At 70.6% G+C, this 18,131-nt stretch carries 19 protein-coding genes; 9 read left to right on the forward strand and 10 right to left on the reverse strand.

Annotated elements, in window-relative coordinates:
* Positions 1–2: 2 nt before the first annotated feature.
* From ACX28W_RS02705 to ACX28W_RS02720, 4 genes are all read left to right on the forward strand, one after another.
* The gene (locus ACX28W_RS02705; RefSeq protein ID WP_458997118.1) at positions 3–692 is read left to right on the forward strand and encodes a L,D-transpeptidase family protein; all 690 of its coding nucleotides are present in this window, start codon (positions 3–5) and stop codon (positions 690–692) included.
* A gap of 93 nt (positions 693–785) precedes the next feature.
* Positions 786–2,165: a ferredoxin reductase family protein gene (locus tag ACX28W_RS02710; protein WP_458997119.1), complete on the forward strand. Its 1,380-nt coding sequence runs from the start codon at positions 786–788 to the stop codon at positions 2,163–2,165.
* Positions 2,166–2,184: 19 nt separating this feature from the next.
* A complete protein-coding gene (locus ACX28W_RS02715; protein WP_458997120.1) occupies positions 2,185–3,018 on the forward strand; it encodes an FMN-binding protein in 834 nt (277 codons plus the stop codon).
* 52 nt (positions 3,019–3,070) lie between these two features.
* The gene (locus ACX28W_RS02720; protein WP_458997265.1) at positions 3,071–3,808 is read left to right on the forward strand and encodes an FAD:protein FMN transferase; all 738 of its coding nucleotides are present in this window, start codon (positions 3,071–3,073) and stop codon (positions 3,806–3,808) included.
* A 144-nt stretch (positions 3,809–3,952) separates the two neighbouring features.
* Here the strand turns inward: ACX28W_RS02720 and ACX28W_RS02725 are convergent, their stop codons facing one another.
* The 6 genes from ACX28W_RS02725 to ACX28W_RS02750 form a co-directional block, all read right to left on the reverse strand.
* Positions 3,953–4,489 carry an arginine repressor gene (locus ACX28W_RS02725; protein ID WP_458997121.1) on the reverse strand — a complete coding sequence of 179 codons (537 nt, stop codon included), beginning with the start codon at positions 4,487–4,489 and terminating at the stop codon, positions 3,953–3,955.
* A gap of 17 nt (positions 4,490–4,506) precedes the next feature.
* Positions 4,507–5,700 carry an acetylornithine transaminase gene (locus ACX28W_RS02730; RefSeq protein ID WP_458997122.1) on the reverse strand — a complete coding sequence of 398 codons (1,194 nt, stop codon included), beginning with the start codon at positions 5,698–5,700 and terminating at the stop codon, positions 4,507–4,509.
* The gene (gene argB, locus ACX28W_RS02735; RefSeq protein ID WP_458997123.1) at positions 5,697–6,617 is read right to left on the reverse strand and encodes an acetylglutamate kinase; all 921 of its coding nucleotides are present in this window, start codon (positions 6,615–6,617) and stop codon (positions 5,697–5,699) included. Before argB ends, ACX28W_RS02730 begins: the two co-directional genes overlap by 4 nt.
* A complete protein-coding gene (gene argJ / locus ACX28W_RS02740; protein ID WP_458997124.1) occupies positions 6,614–7,765 on the reverse strand; it encodes a bifunctional glutamate N-acetyltransferase/amino-acid acetyltransferase ArgJ in 1,152 nt (383 codons plus the stop codon). The genes argB and argJ overlap by 4 nt, the downstream gene beginning before the upstream one ends.
* Entirely contained in the window at positions 7,762–8,790 is a 1,029-nt protein-coding gene (argC, locus tag ACX28W_RS02745; RefSeq protein WP_458997125.1) for an N-acetyl-gamma-glutamyl-phosphate reductase, read from the reverse strand. Before argC ends, argJ begins: the two co-directional genes overlap by 4 nt.
* A gap of 202 nt (positions 8,791–8,992) precedes the next feature.
* The gene (locus tag ACX28W_RS02750) at positions 8,993–9,397 is read right to left on the reverse strand and encodes a DUF5997 family protein (RefSeq protein ID WP_458997126.1); all 405 of its coding nucleotides are present in this window, start codon (positions 9,395–9,397) and stop codon (positions 8,993–8,995) included.
* A 57-nt stretch (positions 9,398–9,454) separates the two neighbouring features.
* On the opposite strand from ACX28W_RS02750, the gene ACX28W_RS02755 reads away from it, so the two are divergent.
* The 3 genes from ACX28W_RS02755 to ACX28W_RS02765 all read left to right on the forward strand — a co-directional run bounded on the left by ACX28W_RS02755 (position 9,455) and on the right by ACX28W_RS02765 (position 11,298).
* Positions 9,455–10,246 (forward strand): LysR substrate-binding domain-containing protein, encoded by a 792-nt coding sequence (locus ACX28W_RS02755; protein WP_458997127.1) that lies wholly within the window; start codon positions 9,455–9,457, stop codon positions 10,244–10,246.
* A gap of 162 nt (positions 10,247–10,408) precedes the next feature.
* The gene (locus ACX28W_RS02760; protein ID WP_458997128.1) at positions 10,409–10,822 is read left to right on the forward strand and encodes a MerR family transcriptional regulator; all 414 of its coding nucleotides are present in this window, start codon (positions 10,409–10,411) and stop codon (positions 10,820–10,822) included.
* 5 nt (positions 10,823–10,827) lie between these two features.
* Positions 10,828–11,298 carry a carboxymuconolactone decarboxylase family protein gene (locus tag ACX28W_RS02765; protein WP_458997129.1) on the forward strand — a complete coding sequence of 157 codons (471 nt, stop codon included), beginning with the start codon at positions 10,828–10,830 and terminating at the stop codon, positions 11,296–11,298.
* On the opposite strand, the gene ACX28W_RS02770 is transcribed toward ACX28W_RS02765, so the two are convergent.
* Positions 11,285–13,762: an alpha-L-arabinofuranosidase C-terminal domain-containing protein gene (locus tag ACX28W_RS02770; RefSeq protein ID WP_458997130.1), complete on the reverse strand. Its 2,478-nt coding sequence runs from the start codon at positions 13,760–13,762 to the stop codon at positions 11,285–11,287. The genes ACX28W_RS02765 and ACX28W_RS02770 overlap by 14 nt on opposite strands.
* A 165-nt stretch (positions 13,763–13,927) precedes the next feature.
* Here ACX28W_RS02770 and ACX28W_RS02775 point away from each other — a divergent pair, with 165 nt between their 5' ends.
* Positions 13,928–14,383 carry a DUF6314 family protein gene (locus ACX28W_RS02775; RefSeq protein ID WP_458997131.1) on the forward strand — a complete coding sequence of 152 codons (456 nt, stop codon included), beginning with the start codon at positions 13,928–13,930 and terminating at the stop codon, positions 14,381–14,383.
* Here ACX28W_RS02775 and ACX28W_RS02780 read toward each other — a convergent pair.
* The 3 genes from ACX28W_RS02780 to ACX28W_RS02790 all read right to left on the reverse strand — a co-directional run bounded on the left by ACX28W_RS02780 (position 14,380) and on the right by ACX28W_RS02790 (position 17,074).
* The gene (locus tag ACX28W_RS02780; RefSeq protein WP_458997132.1) at positions 14,380–14,964 is read right to left on the reverse strand and encodes a histidine phosphatase family protein; all 585 of its coding nucleotides are present in this window, start codon (positions 14,962–14,964) and stop codon (positions 14,380–14,382) included. The two genes, ACX28W_RS02775 and ACX28W_RS02780, sit on opposite strands and share 4 nt — an antisense overlap.
* Before the next feature lie 62 nt (positions 14,965–15,026).
* Entirely contained in the window at positions 15,027–15,464 is a 438-nt protein-coding gene (locus ACX28W_RS02785; protein ID WP_458997133.1) for a GNAT family N-acetyltransferase, read from the reverse strand.
* A 173-nt stretch (positions 15,465–15,637) separates the two neighbouring features.
* Positions 15,638–17,074 carry an aminotransferase-like domain-containing protein gene (locus tag ACX28W_RS02790; protein WP_458997134.1) on the reverse strand — a complete coding sequence of 479 codons (1,437 nt, stop codon included), beginning with the start codon at positions 17,072–17,074 and terminating at the stop codon, positions 15,638–15,640.
* Between ACX28W_RS02790 and ACX28W_RS02795 the strand changes: the two genes are divergently transcribed.
* The gene (locus ACX28W_RS02795) at positions 17,073–18,041 is read left to right on the forward strand and encodes a DMT family transporter (protein WP_458997135.1); all 969 of its coding nucleotides are present in this window, start codon (positions 17,073–17,075) and stop codon (positions 18,039–18,041) included. The two genes, ACX28W_RS02790 and ACX28W_RS02795, sit on opposite strands and share 2 nt — an antisense overlap.
* Positions 18,042–18,131 lie beyond the last annotated feature (90 nt).

Raw genomic sequence — 18,131 nt, forward strand, 5'->3', positions numbered from 1 at the left:
CCATGCGCCTCGGAGCCGCCGCCCTCGCGTCCATATCCCTTCTCGCCCTGGCCCCGAGCGGCCCGCCCACCCTCCCCGAACGGATGGCGGACACCGGTGGCGGCACCCAGCTGCTCACCGCTCTGGCTCCGCGTCCGTCCTCGACGACCGGGACGCTCACATGGTGGAACCGGCGCGACGGGCGCTGGGTGAAGGTCGGTTCGACGCCGGCGCGCTTCGGCGCCAAGGGGCTCACCGAGGGCGGCTCGCGGCGGCAGGGCACAAACACGACACCCACCGGGCTGTACGACCTTCCGTACGCGTTCGGGATCAAGGCCGCGCCCGCCGGGACCACCGCCCCTTACCGCCCCGTGCGGGAGAAGTCCTGGTGGTGCCAGGACAACGACTCCCGCGCGTACAACCGCTGGACCGAGCCCCGCCCCGCCGACTGCCGCGCCGCCCGGTCCGAGCACCTGAAGGCGTACCCCACGCAGTACGCGTACGCCTTCGTCATCGGGTTCAACTATGAACGGCCGGTGCGGGGGCGGGGTGCCGGGATCTTCCTGCATGTCAACGGGCGTGGGCCAACGGCTGGTTGCGTCTCGGTGCCGGTGGACGCGATGCGCCGGATCCTACGCTGGGCCGATCCGGCCCAAAAGCCGCACATCGCGATCGGGACGCAGAGCGGGGCGACCGCGATCACTCACTATTAGCCGCCTCTGAACACACGGGCGTCGCGGACCGTATCTCTGGGCCAGGGGGTCTCTCCCCTCACCCCGTCCCAACGGACGACCACGGAGGAACCGTTGTCCACGATCGCCGGTGGCCGCGCCGCGCGGCGCCAGACCTTGCGCCGTATCCGCCCACGACGCTCCCCCGCCGTCCCACTGCTGCTCGCCGTCTGGGCGGGCGCGGCCGGGGTCATCTGGCTGTGGTGGAGCAACACCCCGTCCATCGCGGACAACAACAGCAAGATCCTGAACGCCGGCCGGATCACCGGCCTGCTCGCCGGATATCTGATGGCACTGGTGGTGCTGCAAATGGCCCGGGTGCCCGCCCTGGAGCGCCGGGTGGGCTCCGACCGGGTCGCGCGCTGGCACGCCATGAGCGGGCGGTACACGATCTGTCTGGTCCTGGCCCACCTCGTGCTGACCATGTACGGCTACGCGCTCCAGGCGGGCAAGAGCTTCGGCGACATCGTCCAGCAGACCATCGACTCGATCAACCAGCTGCCGGACATGGGCAAGGCCGCGATCGGCACCGGTCTGCTGTTTCTCATCGGCCTGCTCTCGATGGGCCCGGTGCGCCGCAGGATGGGCTACGACACCTGGTACCACATCCACCTGCTCACCTACGCCGCCGTCTACCTGTCGTTCTGGCACCAGCTGACCACGGGCAACGACTTCGCCGTCGAGCCCACCGCGAAGACGGTCTGGTACGGGCTGTACGGGTCGGTGACCGCGGCGGTGCTCTGGTACCGGGTGGTCGTGCCGATCCGGCTGAACATGCGGCACCGGATGCGGGTCGAGGCCGTGATCGAGGAGACGCCAGGAATCGTTTCCGTGCTGATCAGCGGGCGGAAGCTGCACCGCATGGGCGCGGAGGCCGGGCAGTTCTTCCGCTGGCGCTTCCTGGCGCCGGGCATGCGGCTCAGCTCCCACCCGTACTCGCTGTCGGCGGCACCCCGCCCCAACATGCTGCGCATCACCGTGAAGGCGATCGGCGACCACAGCGCCGCGCTGCGCGACCTGACGCCCGGCACCCGGGTCTGGGCCGAGGGCCCCTACGGAGCGCTGACGGCGGGCAAGCGCAGCCGCGGCAAGGTGCTGTTGGTGGCGGGTGGCGTCGGTATCACGCCCATGCGCGCGCTGTTCGAGACGCTGCCGGGCGCGGCGGGCGACCTGACCCTGCTCTACCGGGCCAACACCACCCAGGACCTGGCCCTGTGGGACGAACTGGCGGCCATCGCGGAGGAGCGCGGGGCCCGGTTGATGTACGCGGTGAACAGCCCCGAAGGGGAGCGCCCGGACATCTCGGCCGAGACCCTGCGCGGGAAGCTGCCGGACATCGATCACCACGACGTCTTCATGTGCGGGCCGCCCGGCTTCGCGCAGCAGGTCTACGAAGCACTGCGCGGCGCGGGAGTCCCCGCCCGGCGCATCCATCACGAGTCGTTCGAGATGTGAGCGACGGGAGTCAGGAGCGATGAAGAAAAGCCACCCCATTCGGCGTGTCGTGCTGGCCGGCGCCGCCACCGTGTCCGGGATCGTCCTGCTGCTGTCGCTGAAGCCCTCCTCCGATCCGGCGTCCGCGTCGGCGCAGGGCGGGGTTGCGCCGCAGCAGACGGCGGCGGCGCAGGAGTCGGCCCAGGGCGGCAGCGCGCAGCAGGCGGGCGAGCAGACCGTCACCGGAGACGTCTCCCAGACCCAGTACGGGCCCGTCCAGGTCCGCATCACGCTCAGCGGCGGCAAGGTCACCAAGTCCGAGGTCGTCCAGATCCCTAGCGGCGGACGCAGCACGGAGATCAGCAACAGCTCCGTACCGACGCTCAACCAGGAGGCCGTCGCCGCGGGCAGCGCCGACATCGACGCCGTCTCCGGCGCCACCTACACCAGCGCCGGCTACAAGGAGTCCCTCCAGTCGGCCCTCGACAAGGCCCCGGACAGCGGGGCGGCGGGCTCGGACAGCGGGGCGGCGGCCCCGGGCGGCGGGGCGGCGGGCTCGGGCGGCGGGGCGGCCGAGGCGTCCCAGCCACCCGCGGCGCAGGCCCGCACCGTCACCGGAGACGTCGCCCAGACCCAGTACGGGCCCGTCCAGGTCCGTCTCACCCTCAGCGGCAACAAGATCACCAAGGCCGAGGCCGTTCAGGCCCCCAGCGGCGGACAAAGTACGCAGGTGACGAACAATGCCGTACCCAAGCTCAACCAAGAGGCCGTCGCCGCGGGCAGCGCCGACATCGACGCCGTCTCCGGCGCCACGTACACCAGCGGCGGCTACAAGCAGTCACTGCAATCGGCCCTGGACAAGGCCGGTGGCTGACCCGTCCGACGCGTCCCAGGAGCCGCCCGTGCTGCGGCACGCGGAGGAGGTCATGGGCACCGTCTTCTCGTTCGACGTACGCGGCGGCGAACCCGATGCCGTTCAGCGTGCGTTGGAGGAGGCGGTCGCCCAACTCCACCGTGTGGACGAGGTGTTCAGCACCTATCGCGAGGACAGTCAGATCTCGCGCCTCGCACGCGGTCGGTTGAGTGTCGAGGAGTGCGCTCCGGAGGTCGCCGAGGTGCTCGATCTGTGCGCCGAGGCGGAGCGGTTGAGCGAGGGCTGGTTCAGCACGAGGTACGAGGGCCGGCTCGATCCGACCGGTCTGGTGAAGGGGTGGGCGACCGAGCGCGCGGCCCGGCACATCGCCGCGGCCGGGGCGAGCGGGGTGAGCGTGAACGGCGGCGGCGACGTCCAGTTGTTCGGCGTGCCCGGAACGCAACGCCCGTGGCGGATCGGCGTCTCGGACCCGCTGCGCCCCGGTGCGCTCGCGGCCGTGGTCTCCGCCGCCGACGCCGACGAGCTGGCGGTGGCCACCTCGGGCACCGCCGAGCGCGGCGCCCACATCGTCGACCCGCGCACCGGCCGCTCCGCGGTCACCGACCTGGTCGCCGTGACCGTGGTGGGCCCCCGCCTGACCTGGGTGGACGCCTGGGCGACAGCCGCCTTCGCCATGGGCTCCCGAGAGGCCCTGACCTGGCTGGAGTCCCTCCCGGACATAGAGGCCCTCCTGATCACGGCGGGAGACGAGGTCAGGTGTACGGGGGGCTTGGCTCAAAGGCTCGGGTGACTGGAGCGCCCCCTCAGGGGCGCGGGGCTGTGACATTGTGCGGCTCCGCCGCGTGGGCGCGACCCGCCACATACGACCCGCACCCAAAACACAACAGTGGAGGCGGCCCCCCGACCGGGGGTGCCGCCTCCACCGCCGTACACCTCAGTGATGATTCTGAGCCAACCGCAGCAAATGATCGGCCAACGCCTGCCCACCCAGCGGATCACGACTGATCAGCAACACCGTGTCATCTCCGGCGATCGTGCCCAGGATGTCGTGCAGCTCGGCCTGATCGATCGCCGACGCAAGAAACTGCGCAGCCCCCGGAGGGGTCCGCAGGACCACGAGGTTCGCGGACGTCTCCGCGGAGATCAGCAGCTCCACGGAGAGCCGCCGCATCCGCTCCTCCTTCGCCGACTCACCCAGCGGCGCGCGCGGCGTGCGGAAGCCGCCCTCGCTCGGTACCGCGTAGATGAGGTCGCCGTCGTTGTTGCGGATCTTCACCGCGTTCAGCTCGTCCAGGTCCCGGGAGAGCGTCGCCTGGGTGACGCTCAGCCCGTCGTCGGCGAGGAGCTTCGCCAACTGGCTCTGCGAGCGCACCGGTTGCCGGTTGAGGATGTCCACGATCCGGCGGTGGCGTGCGGAGCGGGTCTGCGGCACGGCAGGCCCTACGTGCTCATGGTCCTGCGCCTGACTCATCGTCTTCGTCCCATTTCTCAGGATCGTCCATCCCCGTTGACTGCGTCGAGAACACCGGGAAGGGCCCGGAGAAACGCCTCCACTTCATCATCGCCGAGGTTCAGCGGCGGCATCAGCCGTACGACATCGGGGGCGGGCGCGTTCACCAGGAGACCGGCGTCCTGAGCCGCCTGCTGCACCTGGGGCGCGAGAGGCTCGGTGAGCACGATACCCAGGAGCAGACCCGCACCTCGGACATGGTCGACCAAAGGGTGCCCGAGTGACTCGATTCCGTCCCGCAGGCTCTCGCTCGTGCGCTTCACGTTCTCGAGGAGCCCCTCGGACGCGATCGTGTCGAGTACGGCGAGTCCGGCGGCGCAGACGACCGGGTTGCCGCCGAAGGTCGTACCGTGCTGGCCGGGCTTCAGCAGCTCGGCGGCCCGTCCGAACGCGACGGTCGCGCCGAGCGGCAGTCCGCCGCCGAGGCCCTTCGCGAGCGTGACGACGTCCGGCAGGACGCCCTCATGGGCCTGGTACTCGAACCAGTGTCCGGTCCGGCCGATTCCGGTCTGCACCTCGTCGAGGACGAGGAGGGATCCGGTGGCGGCCGTGATGGCCCGGGCGGCCTTCAGGTAGCCGACCGGGGGAACGACCACGCCGTTCTCGCCCTGGATCGGCTCGATGACGACGAGGGCGGTGTCCTCGGTGACCGCGGCGGCCAGGGCCTGCGCGTCACCGTACGGGACGTGGGTGATGTCACCCGGCAGCGGCAGGAACGGCTCCTGCTTTCCGGGCTGGCCGGTGAGCGCGAGGGCGCCCATGGTCCGGCCGTGGAAGCCGCCCTGGGTCGCCACCATGTGCTTCCGGCCGGTCAGCCGGCCGATCTTGAAGGCGCCCTCGTTGGCCTCGGCGCCCGAGTTGCAGAAGTACACCCGGCCGTCGCGGCCGAAGAGCTGGAGCAGCCGTTCGGCGAGCGCGACGGGCGGCTCGGCGACGAAGAGGTTGGAGACGTGCCCGAGGGACGCGATCTGCGCGCTGACGGCCTCGACGATCGCGGGGTGGGCGTGGCCGAGCGCGTTGACCGCGATACCGCCGACGAAGTCGAGGTACTCCTTGCCGTCCGCGTCCCACAGCCGGGTGCCCGCGCCGCGGACGAGGGGCAGCCGGGGGGTGCCGTAGTTGTCCATGAGCGCGCCCTGCCAGCGCTGGGTGAGCTCTTCGTTGGCGGTCATACGGCGTCCCCCTGTTCATCGGGATGTGCGTCCGGCACGACCATCGTGCCGATCCCTTCGTCGGTGAAGATCTCCAGCAGGATCGAGTGCTGGACCCGGCCGTCGATGACACGGGCCGTGGTGACGCTGTTGCGTACGGCGTGCAGACAGCCCTCCATCTTCGGCACCATGCCACTGGCCAGGTCGGGCAGCAGCTTCTCCAGCTGGGAGGCGGTGAGGCGGCTGATCACCTCGTCGCTGTCGGGCCAGTCCTCGTAGAGGCCCTCGACGTCGGTCAGGACCATCAGTGTTTCGGCGCCCAGCGCCGCAGCGAGTGCCGCAGCCGCCGTATCAGCATTGACGTTGTAGACATGTCCGTCGTCCTGGGAGCGGGCGATCGAGGAGACGACCGGGATCCGGCCGTCGGAGAGCAGCGCCTCGATGGCACCGGTGTCGATGGCGGTGATCTCTCCGACCCGCCCGATGTCGACGAGCTCGCCGTCGATCTCGGGCAGGTGCTTGGTGGCGGTGATGGTGTGCGCGTCCTCGCCGGTCATGCCGACGGCGAGCGGCCCGTGCTGGTTGAGCAGCCCGACCAGCTCGCGCTGCACCTGCCCGGCCAGCACCATGCGTACGACGTCCATGGCGTCCTCGGTGGTGACCCTCAGGCCCGCCTTGAACTCGCTGACGATGCCGTGCTGGTCGAGGGCCGCGCTGATCTGCGGGCCGCCGCCGTGCACCACGACAGGCTTCAGCCCCGCGTGGTGCAGGAAGACGACGTCCTGGGCGAACGCGGCCTTCAGGTCCTCGTCGATCATGGCGTTGCCGCCGAACTTGATGACGACGGTCTTGCCGTGGTGCCGGGTCAGCCAGGGCAGTGCCTCGATGAGGATCTGGGCCTTGGGGAGCGCGGTGTGTTTCCGCGTCGTATTGCTCATGAGCTGTACGCGCTGTTCTCGTGGACGTAGTCCGCGGTGAGGTCGTTGGTCCAGATCGTGGCGGTCTCGCCGCCGGCGGCGAGGTCGGCGACGATGTGGACCTCGCGGTAGCGCATGTCGACCAGCTCGCGGTTCTCGCCGACGCCGCCGTTCTTGCAGACCCAGACGCCGTTGATGGCGACGTTCAGCTGGTCGGGTTCGAAGGCGGCGGCGGTCGTGCCGATGGCGGACAACACCCGTCCCCAGTTGGGGTCCTCACCGTGGATGGCGCACTTGAGGAGGTTGTTGCGGGCGATGGAACGCCCCACCTCGACAGCGTCCTGTTCACTCGCGGCGTTGATGACCTCGACCTTGATGTCCTTGCTGGCGCCCTCGGCGTCCCGGATGAGCTGCTGACCGAGGTCGTCGCAGACCTTCCGTACGGCCTCGGCGAACTCCTCGTACTCGGGGGTGACGCCGGACGCGCCGGAGGCGAGCAGCAGCACGGTGTCGTTGGTCGACATGCAGCCGTCGGAGTCGACGCGGTCGAAGGTGGTGCGGGTGGCGGCGCGCAGCGCCTTGTCGACACTCTCGCCGTCCACCTCCGCGTCCGTGGTGAGGACGACCAGCATGGTGGCCAGGCCCGGCGCGAGCATGCCGGCGCCCTTGGCCATACCGCCGACGGTCCAGCCGTTCTGCGTCACGACGGCCGTCTTGTGCACGCTGTCGGTGGTCTTGATGGCGATGGCGGCCTTCTCACCGCCGTGCTCGGAGAGCTGGGCGGCGGCCGTCTCGACTCCGGGCAGCAGCTTGTCCATCGGAAGCAGGACGCCGATGAGGCCGGTGGAGCAGACGGCGACCTCGGCGGCGTTCAGGCCCAGCGTGTCCGCGACCTTCTCGGCGGTCGCGTGCGTGTCCTGGAAGCCCTTGGGACCCGTACAGGCGTTGGCGCCCCCGGAGTTGAGGACGACGGCGGAGACCTGACCGCCTGCCAGTACCTGCTGGGACCACAGCACGGGTGCGGCCTTCACACGGTTGGAGGTGAAGACGCCCGCGGCGGTCAGCCGGGGACCGTTGTTGACGACGAGGGCCAGGTCCGGATTGCCGTTCTCCTTGATTCCGGCGGCGATCCCGGCCGCCGAGAATCCCTTTGCTGCCGTGACACTCACGGTGCGACTCCGATCGTGGAAAGACCCGTTTCCTCGGGTAGCCCGAGGGCGATGTTCATGCTCTGGACGGCCCCGCCGGCCGTGCCCTTGGTCAGGTTGTCGATGGCGCTGATCGCGATGATCCGGTGCGTGGCGGCGTCGTACGCGACCTGGATCTGAACGGCGTTGGAACCGTAGACGGACGCCGTGGCGGGCCACTGCCCCTCGGGCAGCAGACGCACGAACGGCTCGTCCGCGAAGGCCTTCTCGTACGCGGCTCGTACGGACTCGGCGGTGACCCCCGCCTTCGCCTTGGCGCTGCAGGTGGCGAGGATGCCGCGGGGCATGGGCGCGAGGGTGGGCGTGAAGGAGACGGTGACCGGCTCCCCCGCTGCGGCGCCGAGGTTCTGGATCATCTCGGGGGTGTGCCGGTGGCCGCCACCGACGCCGTACGGCGACATGGAGCCCATGACCTCACTGCCCAGCAGGTGGGGCTTGGCGGCCTTGCCCGCGCCGGACGTCCCGGACGCGGCGACGACCACGGCCTCGGGCTCGGCGATTCCGGCCGCGTAGGCCGGGAAGAGCGCGAGGGAGACGGCCGTCGGGTAGCAACCGGGCACCGCGATGCGCTTGGACCCCTCCAGCGCGGCGCGGCCGCCCGGCAGTTCGGGAAGGCCGTACGGCCAGGTGCCGGCGTGTGCGGAACCGTAGAACTTCTCCCAGTCGGCCGGGTTCTTGAGCCGGAAGTCTGCCCCCATGTCGACGACGAGGACGTCCGGGCCGAGCTGCTTGGCGACGGCGGCGGACTGACCGTGGGGCAGCGCCAGGAAGACGACATCGTGGCCGGCGAGCACCTCGGCGGTCGTCGGCTCCAGGATGCGGTCGGCCAGCGGCAGCAGGTGCGGCTGCAGCGCGCCGAGTCGCTGGCCCGCGTTGGAGTTGCCGGTCAGGGCTCCGATCTCGACCTCGGGGTGCGCCAGGAGCAGACGCAGCGCCTCGCCGCCCGCGTACCCACTCGCTCCCGCCACTGCTGCGCGTACCGCCATGGAACCCTCCTCTTGGATGGCATGACTATACGTTTCGCTGCAGTTTTATGCAATCCATTGCCGCGGCCGCAGCACTCCCCTCAGCACTCCCTCGCCGCGAAGGGCACCTCCGCGGCACAGGCTCGCGCTGCCGCCCATCTGACCGATGTCGAATCCGAGTACTTCGGAGGGGTGGGCGAGGAGACCGCCGGTCGGCGGGAGGTCAGGAGCGCGGGCCGGGGGACTGAGCCGACCGCTCCGCGTTCTTCTCCTTGACGCGTACCGCTTCCTTGCGGACCTCGGCCTGGGTGGCGCGCTCTCGCCGCAGCCACTCGGGGTCGTCCTGCTTCAGCGCGTCGATCTGCTCCGTGGTGAGGGCCTCGGTGACCCCGCCGCGCGCGAGCCCGGCGATGGAGATGCCGAGCTTGGCGGCGACCACGGGGCGGGGGTGCGGGCCGTTGCGGCGCAGCTCCTGGAGCCAGGCGGGCGGGTCGGCCTGCAGCGCGGTCAGCTCGGCGCGCGAGACGACGCCCTCCTGGAACTCGGCGGGGGTGGCCTCGAGGTACACACCCAGCTTCTTCGCCGCGGTCGCGGGCTTCATGGTCTGGGTGGTCTGGTGCGACGTCATGGTTCAAGGGTATCGAGCATGTGCGCTACTGCTGACCACGGCCGGTAGCCTGGTCAAGTGACAGGCTCGGATGATGTGTCCCCTTCGTTCCGGCTCGCCTACGTCCCGGGAGTGACGCCCACGAAGTGGGTGCGGATCTGGAACGAGCGGCTGCCCGACGTCCCGCTGGCCCTCGTCGCGGTGTCCACCGCCGACGCGCTGGACCTGCTGCGGGGCGGCGGCGCCGACGCGGGATTCGTACGGCTGCCGGTCGACGGGGAGGACCTCAGCGCGATCCCCCTCTACACCGAGACGACGGTGGTCGTGGTCCCGAAGGATCACGTCGTGGCGGCGGTCGACGAGGTGACCGCCGACGATCTGGCCGACGACATCGTGCTGCATCCGCTCGACGACACCCTCGACTGGGAGCGCCCCCCGGGACAGCCCGCGTTCGAGCGCCCCGCCACCACGGAGGACGCCGTCGAACTCGTGGCGGCGGGAGTGGGCCTCCTCGTCGTCCCGCAGTCGCTCGCGCGCCTGCACCACCGCAAGGACCTCACCTACCGGCCGGTCACGGACGCCCCCGAGTCCCGGGTCGCACTGTCCTGGCCGCAGGACGCGACCACCGACCTGGTGGAGGACTTCATCGGGATCGTCCGGGGGCGGACGGTCAACAGCTCACGGGGCCGCGCGCAGGCTCCGGCCGCGGCACCGGCCCAGCCGAAGGGCAAGCGCCCCGATGCGGGCGGCGTACGGCGGAAGCCCACGGCCGGGAAGTCGACGGGGAAGGCGACCGGCAAGAGCCCCCGGGCCGGTTCCGGCGGCTCCAAGGGCGGCGCCAAGCGCGGCAAGCCCCGCCGCCGGTCCTAGCCCCGCCGGTCCTGACCCTGCCGATCCTGACCCCGCCGATCCTGACCCCGCCGGTCCTGACCCCGGGTGCGGGATCCGCAAGGGATTCCCGCGCAGTTCCCCTGCGATTCCCGGGCGGGCGAAGCTTGACCTGGAGCACGCTCCAGGTTCTACGGTTTACCCATGACCAGCGGACAGCCCCTCCCGCAGGAGCCGACGCTCACGATCGCCCAGGTCGCCGAGCGCACCGGCCTCTCACACGACACGCTTCGGTACTACGAGAAGGCCGGCCTGATCGAACGGGTCGGCCGGACCACCGGCAACCAGCGCCGTTACGAGGCGGCCGACCTGGCCTGGCTGGAGTTCCTGCTCCGGCTGCGCGAGACGGGCATGTCGATCGCCGACATGCAGCGGTTTGCGCGACTTCGGGCGCACGGCGACTCGACGGTCCCCGACCGGCTGGCGATACTCCGTGAGCACCGCGCCGAGCTGGCGGACCGCATCCGCGCTCTGCGCCGCAACGCCACCGCTCTGGACGGCAAGATCGACCACTACGAACGGCTGCTCGACCAGCCGGGATCGGACGACCTCTCATGACACGCATGACCGATGCCACCACCCGTGAGGACCGCTTCGAGCACGGCCTTGAGGTCCTCAAGCGCGTCGACGGCGGGGCCGGGCAGCGGGTCGTCGACTCGCTCTCGGACATCAACCCCGAACTCGGCCACCAGATCGTCGCCTGGGCGTTCGGCGACATCTACGACCGGCCCGGACTCGCCCCGCGCGACCGCCAGTTGGTGACGCTCGGCATGCTCACCGCGCTCGGCGGCTGCGAGATCCAGCTCGAGGTGCACGTCAACGCGTCGCTGAACGTGGGTCTTTCGACCGAGGAGATCATCGAGGCGCTGCTGCACTCCGCGGTGTACTGCGGCATACCGAAGGCGATGAACGCGACCCTGGTAGCCAAGAAGGTGTTCGCCGAGCGTGGGCTGCTGCCGGTCGGACAGCAGCCCACAGCCCCTACTGCTTCTCCTACCTCTGCTACCTCTGCTACCTCTGCTACCTCTGCTTGATCCTGAGGAACGTCACGGAGTTCGCCGGGAAGGTGTACGTGAACGTGTCGGCGACCCCCACGAAGGTGGACTTCACGGGTGCGACCGGCGTGGCCGTCTCCGAGTTCACCGCGTCCGGCGAGGCCTGGAGCGTGGTGACGGCGGCCTTGCGGCTCACCTTCGCCCGGCCCAGGTCGATCGCCGTGCGGGCGTCCGCGGACTGGGCGTTGACGACCTTGACGATCAGGTCACCGGTCTTCGCGTCCCGCGTGACGACCTGACGGAACGGCTCCGCGGGCTTGTTGTCCGTGAAGCTCCCCCACTCCTGACCGTCCAGGTAGAGGGTCACCTGCCGGCCGCGCACCTTGATGTCGACGTCGTACGCCTTGCCCGTCTCGATCGTGCCGGCCTTGGAGATGAGCGTCGACTTGCCGCCGTCCACGGCCTGTTCGACCGCCGAGCTGGTGTTGTTCCAGCCGCCGAGGTTCCACCAGTAGTAGTTGCCGGTGTCCTTGACGCCGAAGGCGACGAGGAAGCCCTCCCTGCCGGACTTCTTGGTGGCCTTCACATGCAGGTCGTAGTCGTGCCAGGCCGGGTCTCCGGCCGAGACCATGGTGTTGGTCGCGGCCTCGTCGGTCTGCACGTACTGCCCGTCCTCGAGGCTCCAACTGCCGCCGCCCGTATGGGTCCACTGGGACGCGTCGCCGCTGAAGTCGTCGCTGAGCAGGGTGGCGCCGTCCGCGCCGGTCACCTTGACATCGTCGTACGCCGCCGTGGTCGCCCATGTCGACAGGCCGACGGCGCCGGAGATCGGGCCGCTCACCGAGGGTGTGCTGGTGGCGCTCGACGGCAGGACCCGGTCGCCGACGTTGGTCATGAAGAGCTTCTGCACCTCGTAGGAGGCCGATCCCCATGAGGCGTGGTTGTTGAACCAGATCATGTCCGGACGCCACTGGACGTAGTCCTCGTTGGCGAGCAGCGGGGCGTAAGAGGCGAGTTTCACGACGTCCGCGTTGCGCTCGAGGCCGGTCATGTAGGCGGCTTCGGCGAGGGCGTTCTTGAAGGTGTTGCCGCCGGAGGCGTACTCGCCGAGGAAGACCTTGGGACCGTTCCTGTCGTACGCGTCGTAGCGGTCGTTGTTCTGCAGGAACCACTGCGGGCTGTTGTAGTAGTGCTCGTCGACCATGTCGACGTTCGCGTCCTTGTTGAGCTTCCAGGCCGTGTCGAAGGTCGAACCGCTGTCGTCCGGACCGGAGTTGGAGATGACGGTGATGTCCGGGTACCTGGCCTCGATGGCGGCGCGGAACTGCGTGAAGCGGGCGAAGAACTCGTTGGGCAGGTTCTCCTCGTTGCCGACTTCCAGGTGGGTGAGGTGGAAGGGCTTGGGGTGGCCCATGGCCGCCCGCTTCGCGCCCCACTCGCTCGTCACGGGACCGTTGGCGAACTCTATGAGATCGAGGGTGTCCTGGATGTGCCGCTTCAGGAGCGCGTCGTCGTCGGTGGCCCTGTTCTGGCCGCAGCCCGTGACGAGCGCGGGCACGACGGGCAGCGGCATCGCGCCGATGTCCTCGGAGAACTGGAAGTACTCGTAGTAGCCGAGGCCATAACTCTGGTTGTAGCCCCAGAAGTTGGAGTTGGTGGCGCGCTGCTCGACCGGGCCGATGGTGTCCTTCCACTGGTACGAGCGCTGGCGTGCGTAGCCCGACGCCTCGTCGTAGCCCTCCATGCTGCCGGTGTTGACCAGGCAGCCACCGGGGAAGCGCACGAAGCCCGGGTCCAGGGCGGCGATCTTCTGCGCGAGGTCCTTGCGCAGACCGTGGCCCTTGTACGTGTCCCGGGGCAGCAGCGAGATCATGTCGAGCGCGACGGGGCTCTCGGCGGCGACCGTGAGGTGCCCGGTCGTGCTGCTGCGGGTCGCGGTGAACCTGGCCCGGTACTTGGCCCAGCCGCCCCGCGCGGTGACCTGGCGAGCCTCGGCGAGCGCGCCGTCGGCGTCGTGCAGCGTCACGGTGAGCGGCGCCGTCGCGTCGGCGCGGGCCCAGACCGAGAAGTCGTACGCCTTGCCGCTCTCGACCCTGATGCCGGTGTTGTAACCGGAGTTGGTCACGGACGAGCCGCCGCCCAGGGCGAGGTAGGTGCGGTTACGGGCGTTGAGGCGTCCGTCGTCGTTGGGCGTCGTCGCGGTGCCTGTGGTGGCCCACGAGGTGAGCGGCGTGTAGGAGCGGTTGTCGGCGGTGCTGTACTCGAACGACCGGTTCTGCACGAGTTCCGCGTACAGACCGCCGTCCGCGGCCCGGTTGATGTCCTCGAAGAAGACGCCGTACATGGTGTCGTCGATCTTCGCGCCCGAACCCTTCGGGTCGACGGTGATCGCGTAGTCGGTGACATCGGCGGCGGCGTGGGCGGGCGCGGGAACGACGGCGGAGGCCACCAGGAGTGCGGTGGCCGTGAGTCCGAGTCTCCAGCGGGTGCGGGTGCGTGACATGGATACTCCGCGGCTCTGTGGTGTGTGGAGTTGTGTGGGTTGCGCGAGCTTCTCGATCTGTTCGACATATCGGACGATGATCAATACTTCGAACGGCAAGATAGGGAGGGGGTCGGAGCGCGTCAATGGGTTGCGCAGCATCGGATGTGACGGAAGTGGTACGGGATGGGTGAGTTCTGGCCAGTGGCCGACGTGCTGGCGTATCTGGCCGGGACCTGGCAGGTGGAGCGCGTGGTGCGGGATCTCGCGAGCGGCGCGGAGGGCCAGTTCACGGGGACGACGGTTTTTGGCCCCCTGGATGAACCCGGTCTCCTGTCCTACGAATCCGGCACGCTCACCTGGCAGGGCACCGCACGGCCCGCCGAGCGCACACTGCGATACCTGCCGGGGGCGGCACCGGGCACCGCGGCCGTCCGGTTCTCCGACGGCCGCCCCTTCCACGACCTGGACCTGACCACCGGCCGGTACGTCACCGACCACCCGTGCGCGGCGGACCTCTACCGGGGCGAGTTCACGGTGTACGAGGAGGACCGCTGGCGCACGGTGTGGCGGGTGGGCGGGCCCGCCAAGGAGCTGGTCCTCACGACCGACTGCACGCGGATGCGCTCGCGGACGCTCTAGACGCGCTGCAAGGCCGCTTCGAGGCGCAGGTTCCAGCGGCCGTTGGTGCCGGTGAGGGTGACCGTCGACAAGGGGCGCACGTCGATGTTCCAGTACGTCGACGGCTGGGCCTTCAACGCGTAGACGAGCGCCGCCCGTACCACCGAGGGTTCCGCCACCGCGACGATCCGGCTGCCGTCGTCGGCGGGGCGGGTGTCCAGCCAGCCGCCGATACGGGTGATGAAGGACATGAGGGACTCGCCGCCGTGCGGGGAGGAGCGCGGGTCGGCCAGCCAGGCATCGACGGCCGAGGGTTCGCGGGCCATCGCCTCGCCCAGCGTCAAGCCGCGCCAGCGGCCCATGTCGCAGTCGCGCAGCGCCGGCTGGGCGAGCGGCGCGTAGCCGAGGGCGTCGCCGGTGGCACGACTGCGCGGGGTCGGTGAGCAGTAGCGCAGCTCGGCCGCCGCCAGGGGCACCAGGTCGGGGGCGGCGTGCTGCACTTCGTCCCAGCCGGCCTGGTCCAGTGGCCGGTCGTCCTCGAAGCGTTCCGCGAGCAGCGAGGAGCTGCGTGCGGCGGCGACGAATGTGACCCGAAGATGCATGCGGAGATCGTGGAGCGCGGAACTCCGCAGGTCAAGAGGTGTTACGGAGGGTACATGCGGGCTCACTGGAGCATGAGCGCCATCCACTGGTCCGGGCGGTCCAGCGGTGTGAAGCCGAGCTTCTCGTAGACGCCGTGCGCGTCGTGCGTGGCGAGCAGGATGCGGCGCAGACCGAGGGGTTGGAGGTGGTCGCGTACGGCGGCGACCAGGGCGGTGCCGAGGCCTTTGCCGCGGGCCGATGGGGCGACGTAGACGTCGCAGAGCCATGCGAAGGTCGCCTCGTCGGTCACCACCCGGGCGTAGGCCACCTGCTCGCCCGACGTTTCGTCGTACACCCCGAAGTTGAGCGAACCCGTGATCGCGCGCTGCTGCTTCTCGCGTGGGCGTCCTTGGGCCCAGTACGCGTCCGTGGAGAGCCAGTGGTGGACCCGGTCGATGTCGATTCGGGTGGGGTCGGCGGAGATCTCGTAGCCCTCGGGGAGGTGGTGCGCGTCGGTCATGGCGGGAGAGTCGCAGGTCGGGCGGGCGCGAGTCGAACGGTTTTCGCGCCCGCCGCCCCTACCCGGTCCCGTCCCCTGGGAGCTCCGCCCCCAGACCGCCGTGTCGGCCTCAACGGCCGCGTCCTCGAACGCCGGACGGGCTGGAGGGTGCGGGCCTGCCTCAAAAAATGCTGTCAGCCCCACACCTCGTCGTAAGCCGTGCGCAGTCTCCGTACCCCCTCTGTGATTTCCTCCGTCCCCGCGACCGCCGCGAAGCTCAACCGCAGGTGGGCGGCGGGTGGTTCGGCGCTGAAGTAGGGGCGGCCGGGGGTGACGGCCACGCCCGCGCGCAGGGCGCCGGCCACCAGGGCGGACTCGTCGGTGCCGTCGGGGAGGCGGAGCCACAGGTGGTAGCCGCCGGACGGGATGTGGGTCAGGGCGAGTTCGGGGAGGCTGAGCCGCAGCGCGGCGGTCATCGTGTCGCGGCGGATCCTCAACTCGGCGGAGAGGGCCCGCAGATGGCGGGGCCAGGCGGGCGAGCCGACGAGTTCGAGCGCGGCCTCCTGGAGCGGGCGCGGCACGAAGAAGGTGTCGACGACCTGGATGGCGCGCAGCCGCTCCAGGACCGGACCGCGCGCGGCCAGCGCGCTCACCCGGAAGCTCGGCGAGGTCGCCTTGGTCAGCGAGCCGACGTGCACGACGACACCGTCGGGATCCTCGGCTGCCAGCGGCCGCGGCAGCGGGCCCGCGTCCTCGTGCACGAGACGGCGTACGAAGTCGTCCTCGATCACGAACGCGCCGGCGTCGCGCGCGATGCGCAGTACCTCGCCCCGCCGCTCGGGGGCGAGCACGGCGCCGGTCGGGTTCTGGAACAGCGGCTGGCAGACGAAGAGCCGGGCTCCGGTCGCCTTGAAGGCGTCGGCGAGCAGGGCGGGTTTCACCCCGTCCGCGTCGACCGGCACGGGTACGGGCCTGAGGCCGGCCGCGCGGGCGATCGCCACCATGCCGGGGTAGGTCGGCGACTCGACCAGGACCGGGGCACCCGGCGGGGCGAGCGCCCGCAACGCGGTGGTGAGCGCCGCCTGGCCGCCCGCCGCGATGAGCACCTCGGCCGCGGTGATCGCGCCGCCGATCCCCCGCGCGAACCACTCCCGCAGGTCCACGAGCCCTTCCATGGGCGGTCGCGACCAGGCGCCCGGGCGGCGCCCGGCCCGGGACAGGGCCGCACCCATGGCGCGCTCGGGCTGGAGCGAGGGGTGCAGATAGCCGCCGTTGAACTCGACGACACCGGGTGGCGGGGCGGCGAGCGAGACCAGGACCCCGGAGGCGTCCACCGTGCGCGGAACGAGCTCCGTCGCGGCATCCGCGCTCAGCGCGACCTCCTGCCAGGAGGTGTCACCGGCGGGGGCAGTCGTGGTGCGGGGCTGCGCCCGGAACGCACCGGCCCCGGGGCGGGTGACCACCAGCCCCTCGGCGGCGAGCTGCGCCAGCGCCCGCGACACGGTCACCGGGCTCACCCGGAATCGCTCGACGAGCGCCCGACTCGATGGCAGCTTTCCACCGGGCGAGTAGCGGTCCACCTCCCGGCGCAGCTGATTCACCAGGTCTCCCGCACTGCTACGCTCATGCATGAGTATAGACAGTAGCGCTACTGCTCCGACGAGGATAGCGGTCGACACGCAGAGCGGCCTCGGCACCGAAGCGGGCGGCGGCACCGAACCGGAGCGCGTATCCGGCGCGGAGCGCCGCTCCGGCACCCTCCAGGCCGCCCTCGGCGTCATCGCCTTCTCGCTCACCTTCCCCGCCACCGCTTGGGGCCTGGAGGGCTTCGGCCCCTGGTCCCTGGTGGCCGTGCGCAGTGTGCTGGCCGCGGTCATCGCGGGCGGCTGCCTGCTGGCGCTGCGCGTTCCCGTGCCGGGACGGCGGCACTGGGCCGGGCTCGCCGTCGTCGCCGCGGGCGTCGTGTTCGGCTTCCCGCTGCTGACGACGCTCGCGCTGGAGACGTCCAGCACCGCCCACGCCGCCGTGGTCGTCGGTCTGCTGCCACTGACGACCGCGCTGCTCTCGGCGCTGCGCACCGGGGCGCGGCCCTCGCGGATGTTCTGGGGTGCCGCCCTGGCAGGCGCGGCCGCGGTGATCGCGTTCACTGTGTGGCAGAGCGGTGGCGCCGTGACCAGAGCGGACGCCTATCTCTTCGGTGCGCTGCTGGTCTGCGCGGCGGGCTACACCGAGGGCGGCCGACTCGCCCGGGTCATGCCGGGCTGGCAGGTCGTCGGCTGGGCGCTGGTCCTGTGTCTGCCGTTGTCGCTGCCGGGCGCGCTGGTGGCACTGTCGTACGAACCGGTCCAGTTGTCGGCGCACAGTGTGGCGGGCCTGCTGTGGGTGGCGGCCGGATCGCAGTTCCTGGGACTGGTCGTCTGGTATCGCGGAATGGCGGCGATCGGCATTCCGCGGGCCAGCCAGTTGCAGCTGGCGCAGCCGCTGCTCACACTGGTGTGGTCGGTACTGCTCCTCGGCGAGCAGCTCACACCGGCCGCACCTCTGACGGCCGCGGCCGTGCTGGTCTGCATCGCACTCACCCAACGAGCGCGGGGCTGAGCGGGCATGCAGGGGCCGGGTAAACCGGCGCCACCAGCCGTAGACTTACGGACACGGACCGCTACTCCCGTACAGGACGAGGAGGCGCTT

Source organism: Streptomyces sp. SD15 (genome assembly GCF_054462255.1).